The organism is Streptomyces sp. ISL-1 (assembly GCF_018614585.1).
GTDB lineage: Bacteria > Actinomycetota > Actinomycetes > Streptomycetales > Streptomycetaceae > Streptomyces > Streptomyces maoxianensis.
Genome location: NZ_JAGGOI010000022.1, coordinates 118,744 through 142,731 on the forward strand (window position 1 = coordinate 118,744; position 23,988 = coordinate 142,731).

Genomic DNA, 23,988 nt, shown 5'->3' on the forward strand with positions numbered 1-23,988 from the left:
GCCCGCGTTAAGGTCGGAGCCATGCCCGACACCGTGCTTGACCTCACTCTTGATGCTCCGGCGCTCACCGCCCGGCTGGTCGACTTCCGGTCGGTCAGCGGCGAGGAGAAGCCCCTGGCCGACGCGATCGAGCAGGCGCTGCGCGCCCTGCCGCACCTCACCGTCGACCGGCACGGCAACAACGTCGTGGCCCGTACGAACCTGGGGCGCGCGGAGCGGGTCATCCTGGCCGGGCACATCGACACGGTTCCGATCGCCGACAACGTGCCGTCCCGGCTGGACGAGAACGGCGTGCTGTGGGGCTGCGGGACAAGCGACATGAAGTCGGGCGTCGCGGTGCAGCTGCGCATCGCCGCGACCGTCCCCGAGCCCAACCGCGACCTCACCTTCGTCTTCTACGACAACGAAGAGGTCGCTGCACACCTCAACGGTCTGGGACATGTGGCCGAGGCCCATGCCGACTGGCTGAAGGGCGACTTCGCCATCCTCCTCGAACCGTCCGACGCCCAGGTCGAGGGGGGCTGCCAGGGCACGCTGCGGGTCCATCTCCGTACGAACGGCGAGCGGGCACACTCCGCGCGCAGCTGGATGGGGTCCAACGCCATTCACGCCGCGGCGCCGATCCTGGCCAAGCTCGCCGCGTACGAGCCGCGACGGCCGGTGATCGACGGTCTCGAGTACCGGGAGGGGCTCAACGCCGTACGGATCGAGGCCGGCGTCGCCAACAACGTCATCCCCGACGAGTGCACCGTGGCGGTCAACTACCGCTACGCGCCCGACCGCAGCGAGGAGGAGGCCCTGGCGCACGTCCACGAGGTCTTCGCGGACTGCGGGGTCGCGGAGTTCGTGGTGGACGACCACACGGGCGGGGCGCTGCCCGGGCTCTCGCACCCGGCGGCGGCCGCGTTCATGGCGGCGGTCGGCGGCACGGCGCAGCCCAAATTCGGCTGGACGGACGTGTCACGTTTCAGCGCGCTGGGCGTGCCCGCGGTGAACTACGGACCCGGCGACGCGCTCTTCGCCCACAAGCGGGACGAGCATGTCGCGGTCGACAAGATCACGCACTGCGAGGAACGGCTCGGCGACTGGCTCACTGCCTGACCACCGCGATTTCACATGTCGTAACGTTCGCCGACCTACCCTGACTCAAAGCAACGATGTTCGGCGGAGGGAGCAGGTCATGGGCAACCCCGAGGGTTTGCGGGCGCTGGAGGAGCAGCGACTCGGACCGGTGCTGCGCCGTAGGCAACAGGTGCAGCCCGGCACCACCGACCAGCGGCTGCTGGACACCGAGGGCGATTCCCAGTGGGTGCACACCGACCCCTGGCGGGTCATGCGCATCCAGTCGGAGTTCGTGGAGGGCTTCGGCGCGCTGGCCGAACTGCCCAGCGCGATCAGCGTCTTCGGCTCCGCCCGCACGGGGCCCGGGACCCCTGAGTACGAAACGGGCGTCAGCATCGGCAAGGCGCTGGTCGAGGCCGGCTTCGCGGTGATCACGGGCGGCGGCCCGGGCTCGATGGAGGCGGCGAACAAGGGGGCGCGGGACGCGGAGGGCATCTCGGTCGGCCTGGGCATCGAGCTCCCCTTCGAGCAGGGCCTCAACCCGCACGTCGACATCGGCGTGAACTTCCGCTACTTCTTCGTCCGCAAGACGATGTTCGTGAAGTACGCGCAGGGCTTCGTGGTGCTGCCGGGTGGCCTGGGCACGCTGGACGAGCTGTTCGAGGCGCTGACGCTGGTCCAGACCCGCAAGGTCACGCGCTTCCCGATCGTGCTGTTCGGTACGGAGTACTGGAGCGGGCTGGTGGACTGGCTCCGGAACACGGTGGTGGCGCAGGGGAAGGCGTCGGAGCACGACCTGCTGCTCTTCCACATCACGGACGACGTGGAGGAGGCGGTGGCGCTGGTGACGAAGGAGACGGGCCACGACCAGTAACCTGCCGGGGCTCCGCCCCGGACCCTTCGCCTACGCCCTTGCCGGCGTGGGCCCCACCCCTCATTCGCCGGCGGGTCTCCATTGCCGCCGGCTGGGGGAGATTGAGGACTCGCCCGAAGGGCGTGCGGGGGTCTGGGGGCTTGCCCCCGGTTCGGGATGGGGGTACCTCCCACGGCCGCCAGGCCGTAGGGGGAGGGCCGGTAGGGGAACAGGCCCGCCCGCCGCAGGCGAACCCGGGGCAGGCGGCGGGGGCCGGGTGCTGTGCGCGATGGCGCGCGACCGGCGGCTTGCCGCAGGCGCACCGCAGAGCCACTGCAGGCGCGCCAGCGCCTTCGTGCCCGCGGCAACCGCGCCGCAGCGGGACCGCACCTGCACTGGTGCCGCAGGCGGACCGCACCTGCACTGGTGCCGCAGGCGGACCGCACCTGCACTGGTGCCGCAGGCGGACCGCACCTGCACTGGTGCCGCAGGCGGACCGCACCTGCACTGGTGCCGCAGGCGGACCGCACCTGCACTGGTGCCGCAGGCGGACCGCACCCGCACCGGTGCCGCAGGCGGACCGCACCCGCACCGGTGCCGCAGGTCCACCGCACCCGCGCCGCACGCGAACCCGGGGCGGGCGGCGGGCCGGGTGCTATGTGCGTTGGCGCGCGACCGGCCTCTTGCCGCAGGCGCACCGCAGAGCCACCGCACCCGCGCCAGCGCCTTCGTGCCCACGGCAACCGCGCCGCAGGCGGACCGCGCCAGCGCCGTAGGCCACCGCACCCGCGCCCGCGCCGCAGGCCACCGCACCCGCCGTTACGCCAGCCCCCGCCGCGCCACCGCCGGCGCCCGGTGGCCCGCGATCGCCGACACCATGTCGAGCACCTGCTTTGTCTCCGCCACCTCGTGGACGCGATACACCTGCGCCCCCAGCCACGCCGAGACCGCCGTCGTCGCCAGCGTCCCGACCACGCGTTCTTTCACCGGCCTGTCGAGCGTCTCGCCGACGAAGTCCTTGTTCGACAGCGAGACCAGCACCGGCCAGTCCGTCGCCGTCAGCTCCCCGAGGCGACGCGTCGCCTCCAGCGAATGGCGCGTGTTCTTCCCGAAGTCATGACCGGGATCGATCATGATCCCGTCCCGCCGGACTCCCAGCTCCACCGCCCGCTCCGCCAGCGAGAGCGTCACCCGCAAAATGTCCGCCACCACGTCGTCGTACGCGATCCGGTGCGGCCGCGTCCTTGGCTCCGTGCCGCCCGCGTGCGTGCACACCAGGCCCGCGCCGTACCGCGCGGCGACCTCCGCCAGCTTGGGGTCCACCCCGCCCCACGCGTCATTGAGCAGATCCGCGCCCGCCTCGCAGACCGCCTCGCCCACGTCGTGCCGCCAGGTGTCGACGCTGATCACCACGTCCGGATGGCGCCTGCGCACCTCCGCCACGAAGCCGACCGTTCGGCGTGCCTCCTCCTCGGCCGTCACCTCCTCCCCAGGACCGGCCTTCACCCCACCGATGTCGATGATGGCAGCACCCTCTGACACCGCCTGCTCGACGCGGGCGAGGGCCGGCTCGTCGTGGAAGGTCGCGCCCTGGTCGTAGAAGGAATCAGGCGTACGGTTCACGATCGCCATGATCACCGGCTCGTGCGCGTCGAATTCGCGCGGTCCCAGCCGCAGCATCCGCTGTTTCCTCCTCAGGTCGTTCGCCTGCGACCCTAACTGTCAGAGTCCCGTGGCACGATCAGCACCGGACAGTTTTTCGCTTGGGGAGAGGCTCGCTCGTGTTCTTGTTCTTGCTGATCGCGATGGTCGTGGTCGTCGCCGCGGTCACCCTCGCCGTGGTCGGCGGCGGCGACAGCGCGGCCCTGCCCGAGGCGGCGCCCGAGCATCTGGTCGATCCGCTGCCGGCCACCCGCCCGGTCGGCCGCGCGGACGTGGAGGCGCTGCGGCTGCCGGTCGGGCCGCGGGGCTATCGGATGGCGGACGTGGACGATGTGCTCGGCCGCCTCGGCGCCGAACTCGCCGAGCGGGACGCCCGCATCGCCGAGCTGGAGTCCGCGCTGGCCGGCGCGCAGGCCACCGCGGTGGGCAGGGCCAACCTGTTCGCCAAACCCGGCGAGGAGCGCGAGCAGTGACCGGCGGTGTCGTACCGGGCCCCGACGGGAAGCCGCGCTGTCCCTGGGGCCTGTCCACGGAGGACTACGTCAGGTACCACGACGAGGAGTGGGGCCGCCCCGTCCACGGCGACGACGCGCTGTTCGAGCGCCTGTGCCTGGAGGCCTTCCAGTCCGGCCTGTCCTGGATCACCATCCTGCGCCGGCGGGAGGGCTTCCGCCTCGCCTTCGACGGCTTCAAGATCGCGTCCGTCGCGGAGTTCACCGACGCCGACGAGGAGCGCCTCCTCGCCGACCCCGGGATCATCCGCAACCGCGCCAAGATCAAGGCGACGGTCGCCAACGCACGCGTGCTCGCCGACTGGCCGGCCGGCGAGCTCGACGCGCTGATCTGGTCGTACGCCCCCGACCCGGCGGCGCGGCCGGCTCCCCGCACGATCGCCGACGTCCCGGCCGTGACGGACGAGTCCACCGCGCTGGCCAAGGACCTCAAGAAGCGCGGGCTGCGCTTCATCGGACCGACGACGGCGTACGCACTCATGCAGGCGTGCGGCCTTGTCGACGACCACCTGAGCGAGTGCGTCGCCCGCCGCGCCCAGCCGCTCCTGGCCTCGGCTAGCGGCCGAGGTACTTCGGCTTCTCCTTGGCGATGAACGCTTGGACCGCGATCGCATGGTCCTCGGACGCGCCGGCCCTCGCCTGCAGCTCGTCCTCCTTGCCGAGCGTCTCGCTCAGCGTGTGACCGGCGCCGTAGGCCATGGACTCCTTGATCGCCGCGTACGCCACGGTCGGGCCGTCGGCCAGCGCGCGGGCCACAGCGGCGGCCTCAGCGGCCAGGTCGTCGGCGGGGACCAGCTTGTTCGCGATGCCCCACTCGTACGCCTCCTGCGCCGAGAACGAGCGCGGGAAGAGCAGCAGATCGGCCGCCCGGCTCTGGCCGATCAGCCGGGGCAGCGTCCACGACACCCCGGAGTCGGCGCTCAGCGCGACGCCCGCGAACGACGTCGTGAATTTGGCTGTGTCCGCGACGACCCGGTAGTCCGCGGCGAGCGCGAAGCCGAGGCCCGCGCCCGCGGCTACCCCGTTGACCCCGGCCACGACCGGCTTCGGCATCTCGGTCAGGGCACGCACGATGGGGTTGTAGTGCTCCCGCACGGTGTTCATGGTGTCGCCGCTGCCCGACTCGCGGGCGGCGACGAGGGTCCCGATGTGCTCCTTGAGGTCCTGGCCGACGCAGAAGGCGCGCCCGGACGCGGTGAGCAGTACCGCCCGTACGGCAGGGTCGGCGGCGGCTGCCCGGGCCGAGTCGCGCAGAGCGACTTTGGCGTCGGTGTTCATCGCGTTCATGGCCTCGGGCCGGTTGATCGTGATCGTCGCGAGTCCGTCGCTCACTTCGTACAGCACGGAGTCGGCCATGGCTGGGTCCCCTTTGCGGCTCTGACGTTGATGTTCAGGCGTGTTCAGAGCCCAGCATGGCGGAGATCGCCGAAGGCGAACATGTGACCTGCGTCAAACAATCTTCCGGCCCTGCCCGGCGCGCGGTGGCGAAGTATCGCAGGCGGATCGCCGAATTGAGTGGTTTTGAGAGAGCGCGTTGCACAAGCGATGCCGACTGATGTTGGTCATCGGGTCCCGCCATGCGGGATAATGACCTGGAAGCAATGTGTTCGATGCCGGTGACACCTGGGTTGTCGGCTGCGATGAGCTGGTTTCAGGAAGGGGAACGAGCATGGCGGCCATGAAGCCGCGGACGGGCGACGGCCCGCTCGAGGTGACCAAGGAGGGGCGGGGCATCGTCATGCGCGTTCCGCTCGAAGGCGGCGGTCGGCTTGTGGTCGAGCTGACTCCGGACGAAGCCGATGCCCTCGGCGACGCTCTGAAGAAGGTCGTCGGCTGACGCGGAAGCGCACACAAATTTCACTGCCCCGGCACCTCGGTGTCGGGGCAGTGCTGTTTTCCGGATCGGACGCGTATCGGGTGTGGCGGCCGACCGGGGCAGTCCGTGCCGCCCACGCAGGGCCCCGGTTCGGGCGGGCCGTTGGCGGGACCGCGTCTCGCCACGGCGAGGGCTCAGCTCCCGGATCTCGTCCTGTCCCGGCCGGCGGCCCCTGCCCGCTTCGGGCGGTAGGGGTACGCGTTCGCCGGGGCGACGGGCTCAGCCGCGGCGGGACCGCGTCAACAGAGGTGGCTGACGCGGTCAGCCGCGGCGGACCGCGCAGAGCAGGCCGTCGCCCACCGGCAGCAGAGACGGCAGCAGTTCCTGGCTCTCCCGCACCGCGCGCAGCAGCTCCCGCAGACGCAGCACCTCCGCCGGCTGGGCCGCCGAGTCGACCGTGCGGCCGTCCGCGAATACGCCCTCGAAGCAGACCAGACCGCCAGGTCGCAGCAGGCGCAACGATTCAGCGAGATAGTCCAGCGACTCCGTCCGGTCGCCGTCGCAGAAGACGAGGTCGTAACCGCCGTCCGCCAGCCGCGGAAGCACGTCGAGCGCGTGGCCGGGGATGAAACGCGCCCGGTTCGCGGCGAAGCCCGCCGCGCGGAACGCCTCCTTGGCGAACTGCTGCCGGTCCGGCTCCGGGTCCACCGTGGTCAGTACGCCGTCGGACCGCATCCCGTGCAGCAGATAGATCCCGGAGACACCCGTCCCGGTACCGATTTCGGCCACCGCTTTCGCGTCAGCGGTGGCAGCCAGCAGTCGCAGCGCGGCGCCGGTGCCTGGCGACACCGAGGGGAGCCCTGACTCCCGGGCCCGGTCACGGGCCCAGCGCAGCGTGTCGTCCTCGGCGACAAAGGCGTCGGCGAACGCCCAGCTCGTCTGCCGGTTGGCGGTAATGACCCTCTCCTGTCCCCGTAGTGGCGCGACGCTGACTGTATCCGCTGCGCCCGGGAACCCGCGGATGGGACCAGGCGTTATGGAGGGACAGAGGGAAACGCATGGATCAGGGCCAGAAGCAGGACCCAAATTCGCGTAAAGATTCTTATCCGGAGCTAACGGGCGAGGTGGCTATGGTAGGGGCTCCGCTGGACACCACCAGAGCCGACAGGGGAGGTGCGGCTGCACCTGCGGATCGGAGAGGAGTGCTGAGGCGCTTCCTCAGGTCGGCGGGTGAGCCGAGATCCGTGACCGACATTGCTGACCGTTCTCGCTCCACTGACTCCGCAGCTACGGCGACCTTCGCATCGGATGCGGAATCGCAGGCGTGGACGCCTCCCACCTGGGAGGAAATCGTCAGCACGCACAGCGGCCGGGTCTACCGCCTCGCCTACCGCCTGACGGGCAACCAGCATGACGCCGAGGACCTCACCCAGGAGGTCTTCGTGAGGGTCTTCCGCTCGTTGTCGACGTACACGCCGGGCACCTTCGAGGGCTGGCTGCACCGCATCACCACCAACCTCTTCCTGGACATGGTCCGCCGCAAGCAGCGGATCCGCTTCGACGCGCTCGCCGACGACGCCGCCGAGCGGCTCCCCAGCCGCGAGCCGTCCCCGCAGCAGGTCTTCAACGACACCCACTTCGACGCCGATGTGCAGCAGGCGCTGGACACCCTCGCCCCGGAGTTCCGCGCCGCCGTGGTGCTCTGTGACATCGAGGGGCTTTCGTACGAGGAGATCGCCGCGACTCTGGGCGTCAAGCTCGGCACGGTCCGCAGCCGGATCCACCGCGGCCGGTCCCATCTGCGCAAGGCTCTGCAGCACCGTTCCCCCGAGGCGCGCGCCGAGCAGCGCTCGCTGGCTGGGGCGGTCGGCCTGGCAGGGGAGGTAGGACCGGCGTGAGCGGCACCAGCCCCACACCTGCGGAGCAGCACCTGGGGGACCGGCTTGCCGCGCTTGTCGACGGTGAGCTCAAACACGATGTCCGGGACCGGGTGCTGGCACATCTGGCGACCTGTCCCAGGTGCAAGGCCGAGGCCGACGCTCAGCGCCGCCTGAAGAACGTCTTCGCCCACACCGCGCCGCCGCCGCCCTCCGAGGGGCTGCTCGCGCGGCTCCAGGGGCTGCCCGCGGGGCCCGGAGGTGACGACGACCGGGGTGGACCGTTCGACGGGGGGCGGCTCGGCGGCGACGGGGTGTTCGGAGCGCTGAACCCATCGTCGGGACGGGGCCCGGGCTCCCACGACCCCCGTACGGGGACGTTCGGATACGTTCCCACGGGCGCACACGCCCTGCTTCCCGGCGGTTCCGGCAGCGGCTTCCGAATCCATGACGTGGGGCGTGCGGAAGCGGAGCGCTCGCCCTGGCGCGGGCGGAGGTTCGCCTTCGCGGCGGCCAGCGCCGTGTCCTTCGCGGCGATGGCCCTCGGTGGGGCACTGCCGCTCGACGCCTCCGTCCAGGCAGGGCCCAGAGGCGAGGGCACGGGTCGCAATGTCACGCCGCTGCGGTCCGCGACCCCGAGCACCGGCACGACGACCGCGGCGGGCACCCCCAGGAGCACCGGCACCGAGACCGAGCGCCGCCGCACCGGGGGCAACGGCATGGCCAGGTCGGACAACCGTCCAGTCATCGCCGGGGCGCCCGCCCTGCCGGCCCCGGCGCCGCTGAACCACCCCCTTACGGCCCCGATGCTGACCGACGCCTCGTACTCCCCGCCGCTGATACGTCCGACGGGCTCGGCATTCCACCTCGCCACCGCCCCCGGGCTCACCCCGAGCGCCTCACCTGTCCCCACGCATCTCGCTGCCCCGACCGAGTCCGCTCAGCGCCTGTCGTCCCGGCGCTGAGCAGGACCCTGCGCGGAGATTCGCAAACCTGGTTGAATCTTCGGAGGGTGCCCCGTGGGGGTGCGCAGTGACCGGCAGTTGCGGGGAGAGCATGGACGACGGGAAGCCCACCGGACCCAAGGCGAAGTGGTGGAGCCGTCCCAGCGCGGGACGTGTGACCCTGCCGGAGGCGCAGGAGCCGGTGCCGGTCTCGGAGCCAGTGCCGGCACGTGTGCCGGTTCCGGTGCCCGAGGACGCCGCGGACACTGAGGTGACGGCGGCGCTGCCGCCCACGCAGGCGCCGGGCAGGCCGCAGCCTCTGCACGAGCCCGACGATTACAGCACCCCGCCGTACGGCGGGCCCGGGCCGTGGGCGCCCGCACCTCCCGTACAGCGGCCGATGCCGACTCCGGCGCAGGGCACTCCCATCCAGCCGCAGCACTCCCCGACGCCGGACGGCACCGCGCCGGGCACCGGCGGCGGGTACGCCCCGCCGCCCCAGCCCCACGCGCCCCACCCCCACGCGCCCCAGCCCCCGCAGGCGCACGTCCAGCAGCCCCACATCCACGCCCAGCCGCAGCCGCAGCCGCCGCAGTCCCCGGCCTCCCAATGGCTGCAGTACGACCCCTGGAGCGCGCCCGGTCAGCCGCTGACCCACCCCGGTGAGCCCGCCGGGAAGAAGCGCCGAGGCGGATCGCTGCTGGTCGGGGCGGTCCTGCTGGCGCTCGTCGCGGGCGGCATCGGCGGCGGCATCGGCGCGTACATCGAACGCAACGGAGGCATCACCCAGGTCGAACTCCCGCAGGTGCCCAAGGACAACGGCAACCGCCCGCCCGACAGCGTCGCGGGCATCGCCGCAAGCGCGCTGCCGAGCGTCGTCACACTCCATGTCAGCGGCGGCGGCGAACAGGGCACCGGCACCGGCTTCGTGCTCGACCAGCAGGGCCACATCCTGACCAACAATCATGTCGTCGACCCGGCGGGCTCGGCCGGCGACATCTCAGTCACCTTCAGCGGCGGCGAGACCGCCAAGGCGAAGCTCGTCGGCAAGGACAGCGGCTACGACCTCGCCGTCGTCAAGGTCTCCGGCGTCTCCGGCCTCAAGCCGCTGCCCCTGGGGAACTCCGACAGCGTCCAGGTGGGCGACCCGGTCGTGGCCATCGGCGCACCCTTCGACCTCCAGAACACCGTGACCTCCGGCATCATCAGCGCCAAGGAGCGCCCCATCACCGCGGGCGGTGAGAAGGGTGACGGCAGCGATGTCAGCTATGTCGACGCGCTGCAGACCGACGCCCCGATAAACCCCGGCAATTCGGGCGGTCCGCTGGTTGACACCAAGGCCCGGGTCATCGGCATCAACAGCGCGATCCGCGCGGCGGACTCCGGTGCGGGCCCGGAGGGCGGTCAGGCAGGCTCCATCGGACTCGGCTTCGCGATCCCCATCAACCAGGGCAAGCGCGTCGCAGAAGAGCTGATCAACACCGGCAAGGCCACACACCCGGTGATCGGCGTAAGCCTGGACATGAAGTACACCGGCGACGGCGCACGTGTCGGCGAGGAGGGCAAGGACGGCAGCCCGTCCGTCACTTCGGGCGGCCCTGGCGCCAAGGCGGGGATCAAGCCGGGCGACATCATCACCAAGGTCGACGGTCAGCGGGTGCACAGCGGCGAGGAGCTGATCGTCAAGATCCGCTCGCACCGCCCCGGCGACCGGCTGGAGCTCACCCTGGTCCGCGCCGGCAATGAACGGACGATGACGCTCACGCTCGGCTCCGCGGACGGCACATGACACCCAGCGGAACGCCGACGGGGCCGGTCCTGGCACCGGCCGTCGGAAGGTACCGTGCGGACAGTTCCGGCGGGTACCGTGGATCGGGCCCGGACCCCATCCGACCTGCGGGCCGCAGAGAACACGAGGAGCAGCAGGGTGTTCAATGACATAGGCGCACTGGAGCTGGTGGCGCTCGTGGTGCTCGCCGTGCTCATCTTCGGCCCGGACAAGCTGCCGAAAGTCATCCAGGACGCCAGCCGCTTCATCCGGAAGATCCGGGAATTCTCCGAGAGCGCGAAGCATGACATCCGCAGCGAACTGGGACCGGAGTTCAAGGACTTCGATTTCGAGGACCTCAACCCGAAGACGTTCATCCGCAAGCAGCTGAACGAGAACGAGGACCTGAAGGAGCTCAAGGGCCTCCGCAGCAGCTTCGACCTCAAGAAGGAAATCAACGAGGTCGCCGACGCGGTGAACGGCAACGAATCCGACACGTCGGTCCCCGCCGCCGTCAACGGCTCGCCGGGCACGCCCGACCTGCTCAAGAAGCGCGAAAAGCCCGTTCAGGACGAGCGCCCGCCCTTCGACGCAGACGCCACCTGAGCACGTCAATCCCTGCTGGCCGCGACAGGGTGGCTATTCTCCATCTGTCCGGAAGCGAGGACGCCCGAGGGGGGCGGGTCCGCTCCGGGCCTCGGACACAGAGGAGGCGGCCGGGTAGATGGAGACGACAAGTCGGCTAGAAGCGCAAGGCACGGTCGGCGATCCCCTTGCCCCGCTCGCGGCGGCACCTGCGGGAATGGGGGCCCAGCGCGCGGTCGACGACTATCGGCGTGCGTCCTTCCCCTGGTATGGGCTGGACGAGGCATTCTCGGGCCCGCGCTGGCTGATGCAGGTCGGCGCCGCGGCGGACGGGACGGTCCAGCACGGCGCGTTGGGCCACGGCGACGAGCCGTCGATACGGCCGGAGGCCGCCGGCGCCGAGAAGGAGCGTTTTGCCGCGGTCATCACCGTGGCGGCCAGCCCGGTGCGGCGCAGCGGCGACGGCACCGGCGTCCTGGACGCCACCACGGTCTCCTCCGCGGCCTGGCTGGCCGGCTCGGGGCTGCTGGCCTACACCTGGCCCGCCCAGCTGGACCACACGCTGCGCGACGACTGGCTGGACCAGCAGACCGAGACCGCGTTCGAGCTGGCCGACGACCTGGCCGGACCCGCCTGGTCGATGCTCTCGCTGCCGGTGGACGGTGTGCCGACGACCTTCCACTACCGCGAGTCGGAGTTCGGCTGGGTGCTGGCGGCCTCGACCCGGGCCGGGGTGCACATCGGCGCGTACGGGCGTGGGATGAGCGCGTACGGGCTGGGCTTCTCGGCGGTCCAGGACATCGGCGCGTACGTCTAGCGCGTACGTCCAGCGGGGTGACCGTCCGGTGCGGTGACCGCGCCGGCTCCCGGGAACGTCCGGCAGCCGGTTCGTCCTCAGTCGCCGGACGGGCTTTCCCGCCTGTCCGGCGACTGGCGGCAAGCCGCCTTTTAGAACTTGTTGCGCGGGGTGATTCCCAGCGACATGCCCGACAGGCCGCGCTGGCGGCCGCCCAGCTTGCCCGCGATCGCCCGCAGCGCCGCGCCCGCCGGTGAGTCCGGGTCGGTCAGGACGACCGGCTTGCCCTCGTCGCTGCCTTCGCGCAGCCGTACGTCGATCGGGATGGAGCCCAGCACCGGCACGTTCGCGCCGGTCGTCTTCGTCAGCCCCTCGGCGACCCGCTGGCCGCCGCCCGAGCCAAAGACGTCGACCATCTCGTCGCAGTGCGGGCACGGCAGGCCCGACATGTTCTCGACGACGCCGACGATCTTCTGGTGCGTCTGCACGGCGATGGAGCCGGCCCGTTCGGCGACCTCGGCAGCGGCCTGCTGCGGGGTGGTGACCACCAGGATCTCGGCGTTCGGCACCAGCTGAGCCACCGAGATCGCGATGTCGCCGGTGCCCGGCGGCAGATCGAGCAGCAGTACGTCGAGGTCCCCCCAGTACACATCCGCGAGGAACTGCTGGAGCGCGCGGTGCAGCATCGGCCCGCGCCACACCACGGGGGCGTTGCCCGGGGTGAACATCCCGATCGAGATGACCTTCACGCCGTGCGCCGACGGCGGCATGATCATGTTCTCGACCTGGGTCGGGCGGCCGTCCGCGCCCAGCATCCGCGGCACGCTGTGCCCGTAGATGTCCGCGTCGACGACGCCGACCTTCAGCCCGTCGGCCGCCATCGCCGCCGCCAGGTTCACGGTGACGGAGGACTTGCCGACGCCGCCCTTGCCCGAGGCCACCGCGTACACCCTGGTCAGCGAGCCCGGCTGGGCGAACGGCACCTCGCGTTCGGCGGTCCCGCCGCGCAGTGAGGCCGTCAGTGCGCGCCGCTGCTCGTCGCCCATCACGTCCAGCGTGACGTCGACGCGCGTGACACCGTCGAGGCGCGCGACAGCGTCGGTCACGTTCTTGGTGATCGTCTCGCGCATGGGGCAGCCGGAGACGGTGAGATACACCGTGACGGCGACCGCACCATCCGCACCGATTTCGACCGATTTGACCATGCCGAGGTCGGTGATCGGTCGGTTGATCTCGGGGTCGTTCACCGTCGCCAGCGCTTCAAGCACCGCGTCTTCCGTAGCCATACGGACGATGGTACGGCGCTGACACCCACCCCCGGTAAGGGCGGTCAGCGGTCGGCTTCATCACTCCGGTTGTCGGACGCCTCCGGGAATAGACGCCGTTCGTCCATCTCCTTCATCAGATCCTGGAACTCGGAGCGGATCCAGTCCCGGGTGGCGACCTCGCCGAGCCCCATCCGCAGCGCCGCGATCTCCCGCGTCAGATACTCCGTGTCCGCGATGGAGCGCTCGTTCTGCTTGCGGTCCTGCTCGTACGTGACCCGGTCCCGGTCGTCCTGCCGGTTCTGCGCGAGAAGGATGAGCGGGGCGGCGTAGGACGCCTGAAGCGACAGCATCAGCGTCAGAAAGATGAATGGGAACTCGTCGAAGCGCAGATCCGTGGGCGCGAAGACGTTCCACAGGAGCCACACGATGATGGTCACCGTCATCCAGACGATGAACCGTCCGGTCCCCAGGAAGCGGGCGAACCGCTCGGAGAACCTGCCGAAGGCCTCGGGGTCGTACTGCGGCAGCAGCCTGCGACGCGGCGCGCGCGGCTGGTCGAGCCGGGCCCGGTGGCGCGGCAGAGCGCTTGCCCCGGCCGGGGGTCGCTCCTTCGGCTCGCCGCGATCGGTGAGCCCGTACTCGCTACCCATGGGCGGCCTCCTCGTGGGAGGGCTCCTCGGGGCTCTCGTCGAACTCCGTCTCGCGCCAGTCGTCCGGCAGCAGATGGTCGAGTACGTCGTCGACGGTCACCGCGCCCAGCAGCGAACCACTCTCGTCCACGACCGGTGCCGCCACCATGTTGTACGTCGCGAGATAGCTGGTGACCGCGGGCAGCGACGTGCCCGGCGCAAGCGGCGGAAGATCGCTGTCCACGATCGAGCTGACCAGCGTGAACGGGGGGTCCCGCAGCAGCCGCTGGAAGTGCACCATGCCCAGATACTTGCCGGTCGGCGTCTCGTCCGGCGGCCGGCATACGTACACCTGCGCGGCGAGCGCGGGGGAGAGGTCCTGCTGGCGCACTCGCGCCAGCGCGTCCGCGACCGTCGCGTCCGGTCGCAGCACGATCGGCTCGGTGGTCATCAGACCGCCCGCAGTCCGCTCCTCGTAAGCCAGCAGTCGCCGTACATCGGCCGCGTCGTCCGGGCGCATCAGCGCGAGCAACCGCTCCTTGTCGTCCTCGGGCAACTCGGAGAGCAGGTCGGCCGCGTCGTCCGGATCCATCGCCTCCAGTACGTCCGCCGCGCGCTCATCCTTGAGCTTGCCCAGGATCTCCACCTGGTCGTCGTCCGGCAGCTCTTCCAGTACGTCCGCGAGCCTGTCGTCGTCGAGGGCCGCGGCGACCTCGGCGCGCCGCTTGGGGGAGAGGTGGTGCAGCACATTGGCGAGGTCGGCCGGGCGCAGCTGCTCGAAGGTCGCCAGCAGGCTCTCGGCGCCCTGTCCGTGCTCCTCCAGCGAGAAGCCGGTGACAGCGGACCACTCGACGGTCAGCGTCTCGCCCTTGCGGCGCAGCGCCCCGGGCTTGCCCTTGCGCACGAAGGCCTTGTCGATCTCCCAGTCGCGGCGGGCCGGCAACTGCTGGATCGAGACGTCGAGCACGGTGACCTCCTCGCCGGTTTCCACGAGCCGTACCCGCCGGTCGAGCAGTTCGCCGAGCACCAGCCGCTCGGTGGGGCGCTGTTCGAAGCGGCGCATATTGAGCACGCCGGTGGTGATGACCTGACCCGACTCCACGCCGGTCACCCGCGTCATGGGCAGAAAGATCCGGCGGCGGCTGAGCACCTCGACGACCAGGCCGAGCAGCCGCGGCGGGCGGCGGCCGACCCGCAGCATCGCGACCAGGTCGCGGACGCGTCCCACCTGGTCTCCCTGGGGGTCGAAGACAGGCACGCCCGCGAGGTGGGAGACGAAGATCCGGGGGGCGCCTGCGGGCATGCTCCGCGCCTCCTTCTCGCCGGGACATCTGCCGTGAAATACCAGTGTTTGAGGGCTTCAGGCTAGCCCGTACCCTTCTGGGCCGCCCTGGCTGTCGTCCGTACGGCTCTCTGCGGACCGGTGGCCTCCGCACAGGTACGCTGCGGTCTGCCACCCACGACACGCAGATGAGAGGCAGTGCGGTTGTGACTCCCCTCCCTCCGGCTTCCCGAGCCCGCCGGACCGCGCTTCCCTTGGCGCTGTGTGCCGGACTGACCGTGACACTCACGGCATGCGGCAGCGAGGATCCGGACGCGGGGACCAATGGCGTCGGCAAGCTCTCCGCCGCCCAGATCGAGACGAAGGCACGCGCGGCGGCGGACGCGGCGGTGTCGGTAAGGCTCTCCGGGACGCTGGTCAGCAAGGGCGGCACCTACAAGCTGAACATGCGCCTCAAGCACGACGGCGGCACCGGCTCCGTCACCTCGAAGGACAACACCTTCGAGCTGCTGCGGGTGGGGAAGGCGCTCTATCTGAAGGCCGACGCCGGTTTCTGGAGCGGCGCGGGCGGCAAGGGCGAGGAGGAGCCGAGCAAGACGGACGCGGAAGCGGCGGGCAAGCTCGACGACAAGTATGTGAAGGTGCCGGAGGGAGACCCGGCGTACAACCAGTTCCGTGGCTTCACGGACATGGATGTGCTGCTGGAGGGGCTGCTCGGCATGCAGGGCGGCCTCAGCAAGGGCGACCGCACGCAGGTGGGCGGCGTCCGTACGATCAAGGTCATGGCGGGCGAGGGCGCGGGCGGCACGCTCGACGTCTCGCTCGAAGGCAGGCCGTATCCGCTTCAGTTCGCGAGGGCGGGCGGCGCGGGGGTGCTGACGCTGGGGGACTGGGACAAGGACTTCGCGCTTGCGGCGCCGGAGAAGGACGAAACGGTCGACTACGGCCGCCAGCTGCCGAAGACCAGCGACTAGCCGCTCCCCGGGGCTCGGCCGACCCGACGGGGCCCGGCCCGGACCAGAGGAGGCTCTGCCCCCGGACCCGACGGGGTTCTGCCCCCGGACCCCGGTCCTCAAAGTCTCCCCCAGGCTTCGTCCTGGGGACCCCCAACGGGCTTGAAACGCCTGCCTGGCCGCACATCTTCCCGGGCGCTGCCCAGCACCCAGGCGCTCAATCTCCCCAGACGCCCGTGGGGACCCCCAACGGGCTTGAGACGGCGGGCTCAGCCGCGCCTCTTCTTGCGCCTCAGCAGCAGCCTGTGCAGAGACGGCGGGGCAGGCTCCCGCGTCGTCGCCGGCGTCGGGAGCGGCGGGGCCGCTCCCGAGTCGTCCGGAAACTCCGTGATCACGGACTTCGGCTCCAGCCGCAGCACCCGGCACTCCCGTGCCCACCGCTCCGTCATCTGCTCCGCGTCCGGCGCGTTCAGGCGCTTGCCCTTCAGCTCCGCGACCGCCGACTCCCACGCTTCGGAGTGCGGCTCCAGCTCGCTCACCGCCGCCGTCCAGGCGACCAGCCGGCCGCCCTTGTCCTTGCTGCGTACGGTGACCTCCGCCGTACCGCCGTCCACCAGCCCCGGCAGTGGCTGCTCGCCGGGACAGTCGCCCACGACGTACGCACCGCCGTCGTGCCACACGTGCCACAGCGCCCTCGCGGGTCCCTCGCCGCGCACCCAGATGAGGCCGGACTTCTTGGTGGCCTCCTCGACGAGGGCCCGGCCGAGCAGCATGTCTGTCATGCCCGCAGCTTAACGACAGCCCCCAGGGCTACAGCCAGCCGTTGCGCTTGAGGGTGCGGTGGATCGCGAGGCAGATGCCGACGATGCCGGTGAGCACCATGGGGTAGCCGTACCTCCAGTGCAGCTCCGGCATGTGGTCGAAGTTCATGCCGTACACCCCGCAGACCGCCGTCGGCACGGCGATGATCGCCGCCCAGGACGTGATCTTGCGCATGTCCTCGTTCTGCGCGACCGTCGCCTGCGCCAGATTGGCCTGGAGGATCGAGTTCAGCAGCTCGTCGAAGCCGATGACCTCCTCATGCACCCGGGCGAGGTGGTCGGCGACATCGCGGAAGTACTTCTGGATGTCCGGGTCGACCAGCCGCATCGGCCGCTCGCTCAGCAGCTGCATCGGCCGCAGCAGCGGCGACACGGCCCGCTTGAACTCCAGTACCTCACGCTTGAGCTGGTAGATCCGCCCCGCGTCGCCGCCGCGCGGGCTGCCCTTCGAGGGCGCGGAGAAGACATCGATCTCGACCTCGTCGATGTCGTCCTGCACGGCCGCCGCCACCGCGATGTACCCGTCGACGACATGGTCGGCGATGGCGTGCAGCACGGCCGAAGGCCCTTTGGCGAGCAGCTCGGCGTCCTTCTGCAGCCCGTGCCGCAGAGCCCGCAGCGAGCCCTTGCCGCCGTGCCGCACCGTGATGACGAAGTTCCGGCCGGTGAAGCACATCACCTCGCCGGTCTCGACGACCTCGCTGGTCGCGGTGAGCTCGGCGTGCTCGACGTAGTGGATCGTCTTGAAGACGGTGAAGAGCGTGTCGTCGTACCGCTCCAGTTTGGGGCGCTGATGGGCGTGCACCGCGTCCTCGACGGCCAGTGGGTGCAACCCGAACTCCGCCGCGATACCGGCGAATTCGGCCTCTGTCGGCTCGTGCAGACCGATCCACGCGAACCCGCCGCCCTCGCGAACCCGCAGCATCGCCTCGTGCGGCGTCTGACAGGTCCCGCTGTCCAGCCGCTTTCCGTCGCGGTAGACCGCGCAGTCGACGACCGCGCTGGAGGCGGACGGATCGCGGGTGGCGTCGTACGTGCTGTAGGGGGCGTTGCTCTTGCGCAGGGACGGACGGACCGCTTCACGCAGGTCACGGATCATCGACATGGCAGGCTCCTTCACGGAGAGGCCGTCGTACGAGTGGCGTGGCACAGCCCGGAATGGGGACGTGATGCATACGTCCGCAAAGCGGGCGGCACCGCGGAAATCGCGGTGACGGCGTTCGCTACAGACAGGCAAAAACGAAGTGCTCTTCCGTCGTGCGAAATGCCATGGGCCCCGTGCGGGAAGGCCTCAGATCACAGAGGAAAGGTGCCGTGCGGAAGAGCGGTTGGTACTGCACGGTCGACTTCGATCCACCGCAGCCCCACCTCCTCCGGCCGGTCCCCCGTAGGGGATGACGTGTCGTCGGGACTCGAGAGCAACGCTTCTGCGTGCCATCCCGACCAGCGGCCAAGACTATCAGCCGACTGAGGGCCAATCCCTTCGTTTGCCCGTTCCTTACGCCATTTATGCTCGCGACATGGAAGATGTTCTTGCTTTTGTCGAGGCCCGATTGCGGTCGGCACTGGGTGATCCGGACGCGCGCGCCGCGGTTACCTTCCTAGGTACGGACCGTATCGAGGTGCTCCGGTTTCTTGACCGGGGCGGCGACGGAGACATCGTGCGATACGCCACTCTCGGCATGTCCGCCCACCCGATGACGGACCCCACCGCGGCCCTCGCCGACCCCGTGAAGGGGCCGCGCGCGGAGCTGGTTCTTTCCGTACGGGCCGGGCTCGCCGACACTGACAAGGTGCTGCGTCCGCTCGCCGTACTGGCCGCGTCCCCGCAGGTCGAGGGCGTGGTCGTGGCGCCGGGGGCCTCGCTGGACGTCGGCGGTCCGCTGTGGCCGGCCGCGCCGTTCAGCTCGGTGCTCGTGGCCGAGCCGGGCGGGCTTGTCGAGGACCTGGAACTGGACGCGCCGATGGATCCGGTGCGCTTCCTGCCGCTGCTGCCTATGACGTCGAACGAGGCGGCCTGGAAGCGCGTGCACGGCGCGCAGGAGCTCCAGGAGCGGTGGCTGACGCACGGCACGGACCTGCGCGATCCGCTGCGCAGGTCCGTAACTCTCGACTGATTTCAGGTCAGTTGGTGAAGAGCGGCACAGCAAGCCAGACACCCTAATGCATGCGTCATGCATCTAGTTTTGCGCGGTGAGGGCGCGCGCCGGACGGGTGATCGTCCTTGACGCGACGACGGCCGGGGAGGACCGTTGGAGGCTATGAGGGGCGAACCCAGTTGCCCGAAGTGCGGTGGCCGGGTCAGGGCGCCCGGTCTCTTTGCCGATTCCTGGCAGTGCGACGTGCACGGCGCGGTGCACCCGCTGCAGCCGGTGATCCCGCCCAGCGTCGAGGCCCTGAGTGTGGTCGTGCACCGCGCGAAAGTCCCTGTCTGGATGCCCTGGCCGCTGCCGGTCGGCTGGCTCTTCACCGGTGTCGCCTATGCGGGGGACGACCGAAGTGGCGGACGTGCGACCGCAGTTGCCTGCTCGGGACCCGGCCCGCTCGGAGGCATAGGTGAACTGCTGCTGATCGCCGAGGAGCTGGGCGTCGGGCTCGGTGCGCGTTACGCGGGGACGGACGGACTCGATCCCGGCCCGCACATCTGCGTCGACAAGCCACCGCAGACCAAGGTGCTCGCCGCGGGACGGCCCACCCCGCTGTGGCATGTCAGCGACGCACCCGACGATCGCGCGGTCTTCGCGGGCGAGGCGCGCGGGCTGTGGCTGTGGGCCATCGTCTGGCCGGAGCAGTCCGGGTTGCTGATGTACGACGAGCTGGTGCTGACGGATCTGCGGGACGCGGGCGCCGAGGTGGAACTGCTGCCCTGCGGGGCGCTGTCACCCCGCCTGCTGTCCTGAAAGGGGGGCTGAACCCGGCTGAACCGGGTTGAACCGGGGCTGTTCGAACCCCCGATACACTGAACTGTCCCCTTGTTCGTCTGCCGTCCCTGGAGTTACGCGTCGTGCGCATCGATCTGCACACCCACTCCACGGCTTCGGACGGTACGGACACCCCCGCTGAGCTGGTACTGGGCGCCGCCGCGGCCGGACTGGACGTCGTGGCGCTGACCGACCACGACACCACCCGCGGCCACGCCGAGGCGATCGCCGCGCTTCCCGAGGGCCTGACCCTGGTCACGGGCGCCGAGCTGTCCTGCCGTATCGACGGGGTGAGCCTGCATCTGCTGGCGTATCTCTTCGACGAGGACGAGCCGGAGCTGCTGCGCGAGCGCGAGCTCGTACGCGACGACCGGGTGCCGCGCGCCCAGGCGATGGTGGCCAAGCTCCAGGAACTCGGCGTCCCGATCGAGTGGCACCAGGTCGCCCGTATCGCCGGGGAGGGCTCGGTCGGCCGACCGCACATCGCGACCGCGCTCGTCGAGCTCGGCGTCGTGCCGAGTGTCTCGGACGCTTTCACGCCGCAGTGGATCGCCGACGGCGGCCGTGCGCACATCACCAAGCACGAGCTCGACCCCTTCAAGGCGATCCGCCTGGTCAAGGCCGCAGGCGGGGTCACCGTCTTCGCGCACCCGCTCGCCGTCAAGCGCGGCAACACGGTGCCCGAGGCCGCCATGGCCGACCTCGCCGCGTACGGCCTCGACGGCATCGAGGTCGACCACATGGACCACGACGAGGCAACCCGGGCCCACTTGCGCGGCCTCGCAGCCGACCTCGGGCTGCTGGCCACCGGATCCAGCGACTACCACGGCAGCCGCAAGACCTGCCGGCTCGGCGACTACACCACCGACCCGGAGATCTACGGCGAGATCACGCGGCGCGCGACCGGTGCTTTCCCCGTGCCGGGCACGGGCGGACGCCCCACCTGACGCCCCGCCACCTCTGTTCGACCCCTCTTCCGCTAGGTCCTCACTGTGTTCGACGCCGCCGTTTTCGGCTCCCTGTTCCTCACCCTTTTTGTGATCATGGATCCCCCCGGGATCACTCCGATCTTCCTCGCACTGACCTCCGGGCGGCCCGCCAAAGTGCAGCGCCGGATGGCCTGGCAGGCGGTGGCCGTCGCCTTCGGCGTGATCACCGTCTTCGGCCTGCTGGGCCAGCAGATCCTGGACTACCTCCATGTCTCCGTACCGGCGCTGATGATCGCGGGCGGCCTGCTCCTGCTGCTCATCGCGCTCGACCTGCTGACCGGCAAGACGGACGAGCCCCAGCAGACGAAGGACGTCAATGTCGCGCTCGTACCGCTCGGCATGCCGCTGCTCGCCGGACCCGGCGCGATCGTCTCGGTGATCCTGGCCGTGCAGCACGCGGACGGTGCGTCCCAGCAGATCTCGGTCTGGGCGGCGATCGTCGCGATGCACGTCGTGCTCTGGCTGACCATGCGCTACTCGCTGCTGATCATCCGGCTGATCAAGGACGGCGGTGTGGTGCTGGTGACCCGGCTCGCGGGGATGATGCTCTCCGCGATCGCCGTGCAGCAGATCATCAACGGCGTCACCCAGGTCATCCAGGGGGCCTGAGCTCGACATGCCGAACGACATGCCGAACGCACTGCGCCCCCGTACGGATCGTCCGTACGGGGGCGAGTGCGTTACATCACGGCGTCACTACGTCGTAAAGCGTTACGAAGCCATGGGTTCGGTAGGTCGGATATAGATGCGCTGGCCGACCGAGGCGGCCTGCTGCACGATCCGGTTGACGGAGGCGGCGTCTACGACGGTGCTGTCAACGGCGGTGCCGTCGACGTCGTCCAGTCGCATGATCTCGAAGCGCAAGGCTTCTCCCTTCGTCTGATCCTCCTGCTGGAGAACTGTGGGCGACGGATGTCCGTCTGCGTTCTGTGTGTGTTCAACGAGATGCACCCTGCAAACATTCCCTACGCTAAGGAAATTTTTTGGATGCCTAACTACTGGCAGGCTCTGGCGTGACCACGGAGAATGAGCAGCGTATGAATGAGCACCCTATGGACGACGCAGAAGCCAACGAGATCGGCGCCCGCCTGGAGCGGACCAATGAGCTGCTCCATCGCATGCTCGCCGAGGTCGCCAAGACTCCTTCTACCCACGCCATCTTCGTCGACGCGGGTTACGTCTACGCTGCGGGCGGGTTGCTTGTCACAGGCACGGAGGACCGGCGCTCCTTCGACCTGGACGCGGAGGGGCTGATCGAGGCCTTCATCGACAAGGCCCGCACGATCTTCGCGGACAGCAGACTGCTGCGCGTGTACTGGTACGACGGCGCCCGGCGCCGTATCCACACGCCCGAGCAGCAGTCCATCGCCGAGCTGCCGGACGTCAAGGTGCGTCTGGGCAACCTGAACGCGAACAACCAGCAGAAGGGCGTCGACTCACTCATCCGTACGGACCTGGAGTCACTCGCCCGGCACCGCGCGATCAGCGACGCGGCGCTGGTGGGCGGCGACGAGGACCTGGTCTCGGCGGTCGAGGCCGCGCAGGGCTACGGCGCGCGGGTCCACCTGTGGGGCATAGAGGCGGCGGAGGGGCGCAATCAGGCGGAGCCGCTGTTGTGGGAAGTCGACAGTCAGCGGACGTTCGACCTGGACTTCTGCCGGCCCTACATCACCCGCCGCCCGGTCACGACGTACGAGAACGAGGGCGCGCCGCCGCCGTCGCGGGACGAGGTGCGCTTCGTGGGCGCGCAGATCGCGGCGACCTGGCTGGGGGAGCGGGGGCGGAAGGCCATGGTGGACCTGTTGCCGGGGCATCCGTATCTGCCGGGGCCGGTGGACCAGGACCTGCTGATCGAGGCGGAGAGGCTGCTGCAGCGGTCGCTGCGGGGGCATGCGGTGCTGAGGCGGGCGCTGCGGGACGGCTTCTGGCAGCACCTGCAGGGCCAGTACTGATTCGGTCCTGACTCACCCATCCCGACCGCCTCATTCCGACTCGATCGGTACTGACTCACTCGGTCAGTACCGACTCACTCAGTGCTGATCCCAGAACGCGGCGATGGCTGCGGCGGTCTCGCGGGGGCGGTCGGTGTTCGGTGAGTGCTCGGCGCCGGTGATCACGGTGCGGTGGGCGTCCAGCCGCTGCGCCATCGCGTCGAGCAGCGGCACCGGCCAGGTGTCGTCCCGCTCCCCGGAGATCACATGCTTGGGCAGCGGCTGTACGGCGGCGAGTTCGTCGACCCGGTCCGGCTCCACGGTCAACTGGCGGCCGGTGGCGATCAGCTGGGCGGGATTGTGGCAGAGCCAGCGGCGACGGAGGTCCTCGCCGTTGCCGGGGCCGGTGTCGGCGTCCTCGGGCGGGTCGAACGCCCTCATGGCCCCCCAGACCTGATCCAACGTCATGACCGCGAGCGCGTCGCTGAGCAGCTTGACCTTCTGCCGCTGGGCGGGGGAGATCTGGGCGGGCCCGGAGGCCAGGAGGGTGAGCGTGCGGAAGGGGGCGGGGTCGATGAGGACGGCGGCGCGGGCGATCTGCCCGCCGAGGGAGTGTCCGAGGAGATGCACGCGCCCGCCGATCGCCTCGGCCTGCGCGAGTACGTCGCGGGCCAACTCCTCCTGCGCGTACGCCTGTTGGTCGTCCGGCCCGGCGGTCTCGTACTGCCCGCGCCCGTCGACGGCGACGGCGCGGTAGCCGGCCTCGGCGAGGGGCTGCAGCAGGGCGATGAAGTCCTCCTTGCTCCCGGTGTACCCGGGGAGGAGGAGGGCGGTGCGGTGGCCGGCGCCGTGGCCGGGCTCGGGCTGCGCGTCGAGCACGGCGAAGGTGCCGCGGGGGGTGTGGAGTTCGCGGGAGCGGGCAGAGGGGGGCGGGGTGAAGGTGGGCGGGCGACTCATGCGACGAGGCTAACGGGGGCGGGGATTTCTCCCACCCCGCCCTTCCCGAACTGTGGGGGAGGGTGGGGGAAAAGCCAATGGCCCGGCCCCATTGTGGGGCCGGGCCATTTGGGGACGGTCAGCTCTCGGGCTGGGTCGCCTTCACCGTGCGGGTGCGCCGGCGGGGCTTCGTCTCGGGCTCGGGCGTGTCGACGGCTACCTCGACGACGGGCTTGGCGGCCCGCGTACGGCGGCGCGGCTTCGTTTCCGGCTCGGTCGTTTCGACAACCGTCTCGACGGCCACCTCGACGACGGGCTTGGCAGCGCGCGTACGGCGGCGCGGCTTGGTCGCGACCTCCGCCACGGGCTCGGCCTCGACCGTG

General features: G+C 70.4%; 27 protein-coding genes and 1 pseudogene. 17 read left to right on the forward strand and 11 right to left on the reverse strand.

Annotation, left to right across the window (positions count from 1 at the left end; all coding sequences use genetic code 11):
• Nucleotides 1-21: 21 nt before the first annotated feature.
• Both dapE and J7E87_RS16580 read left to right on the forward strand, forming a co-directional pair.
• Nucleotides 22-1,101, forward strand: coding sequence for a succinyl-diaminopimelate desuccinylase (gene dapE, locus J7E87_RS16575; RefSeq protein ID WP_215094603.1), 1,080 nt, complete (start codon nt 22-24; stop codon nt 1,099-1,101).
• Between the two features lie 79 nt (nt 1,102-1,180).
• Nucleotides 1,181-1,936: a TIGR00730 family Rossman fold protein gene (locus J7E87_RS16580; protein ID WP_215094605.1), complete on the forward strand. Its 756-nt coding sequence runs from the start codon at nt 1,181-1,183 to the stop codon at nt 1,934-1,936.
• 798 nt (nt 1,937-2,734) lie between these two features.
• Here the strand turns inward: J7E87_RS16580 and folP are convergent.
• Nucleotides 2,735-3,595 (reverse strand): dihydropteroate synthase, encoded by an 861-nt coding sequence (folP, locus tag J7E87_RS16585; protein WP_215094606.1) that lies wholly within the window; start codon nt 3,593-3,595, stop codon nt 2,735-2,737.
• A gap of 101 nt (nt 3,596-3,696) precedes the next feature.
• Between folP and J7E87_RS16590 the strand changes: the two genes are divergently transcribed.
• The gene (locus tag J7E87_RS16590; RefSeq protein WP_215094608.1) at nt 3,697-4,050 is read left to right on the forward strand and encodes a hypothetical protein; all 354 of its coding nucleotides are present in this window, start codon (nt 3,697-3,699) and stop codon (nt 4,048-4,050) included.
• Nucleotides 4,047-4,682, forward strand: a complete 636-nt coding sequence (locus J7E87_RS16595) for a DNA-3-methyladenine glycosylase I (RefSeq protein ID WP_215094610.1) — start codon at nt 4,047-4,049, stop codon at nt 4,680-4,682. The genes J7E87_RS16590 and J7E87_RS16595 overlap by 4 nt, the downstream gene beginning before the upstream one ends.
• Here J7E87_RS16595 and J7E87_RS16600 read toward each other — a convergent pair.
• Entirely contained in the window at nt 4,645-5,445 is an 801-nt protein-coding gene (locus tag J7E87_RS16600; RefSeq protein ID WP_215094612.1) for an enoyl-CoA hydratase/isomerase family protein, read from the reverse strand. The two genes, J7E87_RS16595 and J7E87_RS16600, sit on opposite strands and share 38 nt — an antisense overlap.
• A gap of 56 nt (nt 5,446-5,501) precedes the next feature.
• Here J7E87_RS16600 and J7E87_RS16605 point away from each other — a divergent pair, with 56 nt between their 5' ends.
• Together J7E87_RS16605 and J7E87_RS16610 are read left to right on the forward strand one after the other, a co-directional pair.
• Nucleotides 5,502-5,645: a hypothetical protein gene (locus J7E87_RS16605; protein ID WP_215094614.1), complete on the forward strand. Its 144-nt coding sequence runs from the start codon at nt 5,502-5,504 to the stop codon at nt 5,643-5,645.
• Between the two features lie 113 nt (nt 5,646-5,758).
• Nucleotides 5,759-5,926, forward strand: coding sequence for a DUF3117 domain-containing protein (locus tag J7E87_RS16610; RefSeq protein ID WP_003966491.1), 168 nt, complete (start codon nt 5,759-5,761; stop codon nt 5,924-5,926).
• A 300-nt stretch (nt 5,927-6,226) separates the two neighbouring features.
• Here the strand turns inward: J7E87_RS16610 and J7E87_RS16615 are convergent, their stop codons facing one another.
• Nucleotides 6,227-6,928, reverse strand: coding sequence for an O-methyltransferase (locus J7E87_RS16615; RefSeq protein ID WP_215094663.1), 702 nt, complete (start codon nt 6,926-6,928; stop codon nt 6,227-6,229).
• Nucleotides 6,929-7,035: 107 nt separating this feature from the next.
• Between J7E87_RS16615 and sigE the strand changes: the two genes are divergently transcribed.
• The 5 genes from sigE to J7E87_RS16640 all read left to right on the forward strand — a co-directional run bounded on the left by sigE (nt 7,036) and on the right by J7E87_RS16640 (nt 11,896).
• Entirely contained in the window at nt 7,036-7,803 is a 768-nt protein-coding gene (gene sigE / locus J7E87_RS16620; RefSeq protein ID WP_215094665.1) for an RNA polymerase sigma factor SigE, read from the forward strand.
• Entirely contained in the window at nt 7,800-8,747 is a 948-nt protein-coding gene (locus J7E87_RS16625) for an anti-sigma factor (protein ID WP_215094616.1), read from the forward strand. Before sigE ends, J7E87_RS16625 begins: the two co-directional genes overlap by 4 nt.
• A gap of 91 nt (nt 8,748-8,838) precedes the next feature.
• A complete protein-coding gene (locus J7E87_RS16630; protein WP_215094618.1) occupies nt 8,839-10,515 on the forward strand; it encodes a S1C family serine protease in 1,677 nt (558 codons plus the stop codon).
• A 138-nt stretch (nt 10,516-10,653) separates the two neighbouring features.
• Nucleotides 10,654-11,100 carry a sec-independent translocase gene (locus J7E87_RS16635; RefSeq protein WP_215094620.1) on the forward strand — a complete coding sequence of 149 codons (447 nt, stop codon included), beginning with the start codon at nt 10,654-10,656 and terminating at the stop codon, nt 11,098-11,100.
• A gap of 118 nt (nt 11,101-11,218) precedes the next feature.
• Nucleotides 11,219-11,896, forward strand: coding sequence for a hypothetical protein (locus J7E87_RS16640; protein WP_215094622.1), 678 nt, complete (start codon nt 11,219-11,221; stop codon nt 11,894-11,896).
• Nucleotides 11,897-12,027: 131 nt separating this feature from the next.
• On the opposite strand, the gene J7E87_RS16645 is transcribed toward J7E87_RS16640, so the two are convergent.
• The 3 genes from J7E87_RS16645 to J7E87_RS16655 are packed head-to-tail and all read right to left on the reverse strand — an operon-like array spanning nt 12,028 to nt 15,075.
• Nucleotides 12,028-13,161: an Mrp/NBP35 family ATP-binding protein gene (locus tag J7E87_RS16645; protein WP_215094624.1), complete on the reverse strand. Its 1,134-nt coding sequence runs from the start codon at nt 13,159-13,161 to the stop codon at nt 12,028-12,030.
• Nucleotides 13,162-13,205: 44 nt separating this feature from the next.
• Nucleotides 13,206-13,793 (reverse strand): DUF1003 domain-containing protein, encoded by a 588-nt coding sequence (locus J7E87_RS16650; protein ID WP_215094626.1) that lies wholly within the window; start codon nt 13,791-13,793, stop codon nt 13,206-13,208.
• A complete protein-coding gene (locus J7E87_RS16655) occupies nt 13,786-15,075 on the reverse strand; it encodes a magnesium transporter MgtE N-terminal domain-containing protein (RefSeq protein ID WP_215094628.1) in 1,290 nt (429 codons plus the stop codon). The genes J7E87_RS16650 and J7E87_RS16655 overlap by 8 nt, the downstream gene beginning before the upstream one ends.
• 185 nt (nt 15,076-15,260) lie before the next feature.
• Between J7E87_RS16655 and J7E87_RS16660 the strand changes: the two genes are divergently transcribed.
• Nucleotides 15,261-16,028 carry a hypothetical protein gene (locus J7E87_RS16660; RefSeq protein WP_215094629.1) on the forward strand — a complete coding sequence of 256 codons (768 nt, stop codon included), beginning with the start codon at nt 15,261-15,263 and terminating at the stop codon, nt 16,026-16,028.
• 248 nt (nt 16,029-16,276) lie between these two features.
• Here J7E87_RS16660 and J7E87_RS16665 read toward each other — a convergent pair whose 3' ends face one another.
• A complete protein-coding gene (locus J7E87_RS16665) occupies nt 16,277-16,789 on the reverse strand; it encodes a hypothetical protein (RefSeq protein WP_215094631.1) in 513 nt (170 codons plus the stop codon).
• Between the two features lie 28 nt (nt 16,790-16,817).
• On the reverse strand, nt 16,818-17,933 hold the full coding sequence (locus J7E87_RS16670; protein WP_215094633.1) for a magnesium and cobalt transport protein CorA: 1,116 nt from the start codon (nt 17,931-17,933) through the stop codon (nt 16,818-16,820).
• Between the two features lie 415 nt (nt 17,934-18,348).
• Between J7E87_RS16670 and J7E87_RS16675 the strand changes: the two genes are divergently transcribed.
• The 4 genes from J7E87_RS16675 (at nt 18,349) to J7E87_RS16690 (ending at nt 21,347) form a co-directional block, all read left to right on the forward strand.
• Nucleotides 18,349-18,945, forward strand: coding sequence for a suppressor of fused domain protein (locus tag J7E87_RS16675; protein ID WP_215094635.1), 597 nt, complete (start codon nt 18,349-18,351; stop codon nt 18,943-18,945).
• A 144-nt stretch (nt 18,946-19,089) separates the two neighbouring features.
• Entirely contained in the window at nt 19,090-19,728 is a 639-nt protein-coding gene (locus J7E87_RS16680) for a DUF6758 family protein (RefSeq protein ID WP_215094637.1), read from the forward strand.
• A gap of 104 nt (nt 19,729-19,832) precedes the next feature.
• Nucleotides 19,833-20,696 (forward strand): PHP domain-containing protein, encoded by an 864-nt coding sequence (locus tag J7E87_RS16685; protein ID WP_215094639.1) that lies wholly within the window; start codon nt 19,833-19,835, stop codon nt 20,694-20,696.
• 45 nt (nt 20,697-20,741) lie between these two features.
• Nucleotides 20,742-21,347, forward strand: a complete 606-nt coding sequence (locus tag J7E87_RS16690; RefSeq protein WP_215094641.1) for a MarC family protein — start codon at nt 20,742-20,744, stop codon at nt 21,345-21,347.
• 102 nt (nt 21,348-21,449) lie between these two features.
• Here J7E87_RS16690 and J7E87_RS16695 read toward each other — a convergent pair whose 3' ends face one another.
• Complete coding sequence (locus J7E87_RS16695) at nt 21,450-21,602, reverse strand: hypothetical protein (RefSeq protein ID WP_215094643.1); 153 nt, start codon at nt 21,600-21,602, stop codon at nt 21,450-21,452.
• Between the two features lie 188 nt (nt 21,603-21,790).
• Here J7E87_RS16695 and J7E87_RS16700 point away from each other — a divergent pair, with 188 nt between their 5' ends.
• A complete protein-coding gene (locus tag J7E87_RS16700) occupies nt 21,791-22,690 on the forward strand; it encodes an NYN domain-containing protein (protein ID WP_251017548.1) in 900 nt (299 codons plus the stop codon).
• Nucleotides 22,691-22,768: 78 nt separating this feature from the next.
• On the opposite strand, the gene J7E87_RS16705 is transcribed toward J7E87_RS16700, so the two are convergent.
• Together J7E87_RS16705 and J7E87_RS16710 are read right to left on the reverse strand one after the other, a co-directional pair.
• Nucleotides 22,769-23,626, reverse strand: a complete 858-nt coding sequence (locus J7E87_RS16705) for an alpha/beta fold hydrolase (protein WP_215094647.1) — start codon at nt 23,624-23,626, stop codon at nt 22,769-22,771.
• A 118-nt stretch (nt 23,627-23,744) separates the two neighbouring features.
• A pseudogene (locus J7E87_RS16710) lies at nt 23,745-23,988 on the reverse strand (hypothetical protein); the annotation flags it as partial.